General features: G+C 61.7%; 4 protein-coding genes. All 4 read left to right on the forward strand.

Annotated elements, in window-relative coordinates; all coding sequences use genetic code 11:
• Positions 1 to 205, forward strand: a 205-nt coding sequence (locus tag A2J02_RS28085; RefSeq protein WP_197477952.1) for a hypothetical protein, incomplete at its 5' end; no start/stop codon positions are given.
• A gap of 5 nt (positions 206 to 210) precedes the next feature.
• A complete protein-coding gene (locus A2J02_RS05890; RefSeq protein ID WP_068047995.1) occupies positions 211 to 627 on the forward strand; it encodes a hypothetical protein in 417 nt (138 codons plus the stop codon).
• Positions 628 to 630: 3 nt separating this feature from the next.
• Positions 631 to 1032, forward strand: a complete 402-nt coding sequence (locus A2J02_RS05895) for a hypothetical protein (RefSeq protein ID WP_068047998.1) — start codon at positions 631 to 633, stop codon at positions 1030 to 1032.
• Positions 1029 to 1313: a hypothetical protein gene (locus A2J02_RS05900; protein WP_068048001.1), complete on the forward strand. Its 285-nt coding sequence runs from the start codon at positions 1029 to 1031 to the stop codon at positions 1311 to 1313. The genes A2J02_RS05895 and A2J02_RS05900 overlap by 4 nt, the downstream gene beginning before the upstream one ends.
• The last annotated feature ends 148 nt before the right edge of the window (positions 1314 to 1461 follow it).

The raw sequence follows: 1461 nt of genomic DNA on the forward strand, positions 1-1461 counted from the left end.
CTGGACGATCCAGATCGTCGCAGGCAGGGGAACCGACACCGTTGTCCGCGATGCGCTGAACGACATGATCGGCCGCGCATTGCTCGCCCTGCATCCGCACATGCAGGACATCGAGGTCGAGTCGCCGAAGTTCACCGAGGGCGACACGAAATATCTCGGCGCTGAAATCACGGCGTCGTACGCAATCGACATGAAAGAAGAGTGACCGCAATGGCTTTCAAGGGCACCAAGGGTAAGGACCTGTCGATCCTGATCGACGGCGAGGAATACAACACCGACATCAAAGGCTTCCGCGTCGAGCCCGACGACGGCGACGACGCATCGTTCGTCACGTTCGCTCGACTGGCCGAGGGCGACACCAAGACGTGGTACCTGCGCGGCACCGCATTCCAGGACTTCCAGACCACCTCGTTCTGGACGTTCGCATGGCTCAACTCCGGCCAAGAGGTCGAGTTCATCGCTCGCCCCTACGGCAACGCGATCCCGTCCGCCGAGCAGCCGCACTTCACCGGCACCTGCACAATCGGCAGCAAGCCCGGATTCGGTGGCGACGCCGACGAAGAGTTCGAGTTCGAGGTCGAGTGGGAGTGCACCGGCGTACCGCTTCGAGTTACGGCAGCCGCATAGCTCATGGCCACCATGAAGATCGAGCTGTCGATCGAGGGCAAGCGCCCTCTGCTCGACAAGCTCACGGTCTTCTACAAGACGGTTCGACAGCTCAAGCCGGCGTTCGACCAGATCGCGGCGAGGACGTTCACCATCGCGAACGTCATCGCCCCGGTCTACACCGGCCGCACGAAGAAGTCGATCCGTGCCAAGGGCTCGAACATGCGGGCCTACGCGAAAGCCGGTGGCGCTAGCCGCAAGTCACACGGTGGCGGTATCTACGTCGCGATGAATCACGCCGGCACCCGCTGGGATCCGCAAGCGCCCTACCCGTTCATGTTCATCACGCTCGAACGAGTCACCCCCTTCGCCGTACTCCGCGTGCGCCGCGAGGTCATCCAACGAAAGAGAGACGCAGGACTATGAGCAGCACAGGATTCCAGGACAAACTGCAGGGACTCACCGGCCGGGCACTCAAGCGAGTGCAGCAGCTCACCGGTGCCGAAGTCGCCGAGAGTGACAACATTCAGCTCATCTTCGCCGTCGCCTACGTCGCGGCACTGAACCCCGAGCAGATCAAAACCTGGTCGAAGGACACACAGGCCGGCTGGAACGACTACCTCGACAACACCAGCTATGCAGCAGCTCGCGTCGCCGCCGGTGTGGTCGAGGAGGACTCGGACCCAAAAGACGAGCCCGACTTCTAGCCAAGTTCGAGGCAAAGAGCCTCGCGACGTTCTGCATGCTTACCGGCCAGACACCGTCCGTCTACCTCAACCTGACGGTGCTCGAGCGCAACGCATTCATCGAGATCGCCAACAAACGAGCGAAGAGGAAATGATGGTCACCACCGAG

Source organism: Rhodococcus sp. EPR-147 (genome assembly GCF_001647185.1).
GTDB lineage: Bacteria > Actinomycetota > Actinomycetes > Mycobacteriales > Mycobacteriaceae > Rhodococcoides.

What these genes read in the sequence shown, in the direction of transcription:
- A2J02_RS05895 (WP_068047998.1), top strand. Translation starts at nt 631, where the DNA reads ATGGCCACCATGAAGATCGAGCTGTCGATCGAGGGCAAGCGCCCTCTG.
- A2J02_RS05900 (WP_068048001.1), top strand. Translation starts at nt 1,029, where the DNA reads ATGAGCAGCACAGGATTCCAGGACAAACTGCAGGGACTCACCGGCCGG.
- A2J02_RS05890 (WP_068047995.1), top strand. Translation starts at nt 211, where the DNA reads ATGGCTTTCAAGGGCACCAAGGGTAAGGACCTGTCGATCCTGATCGAC.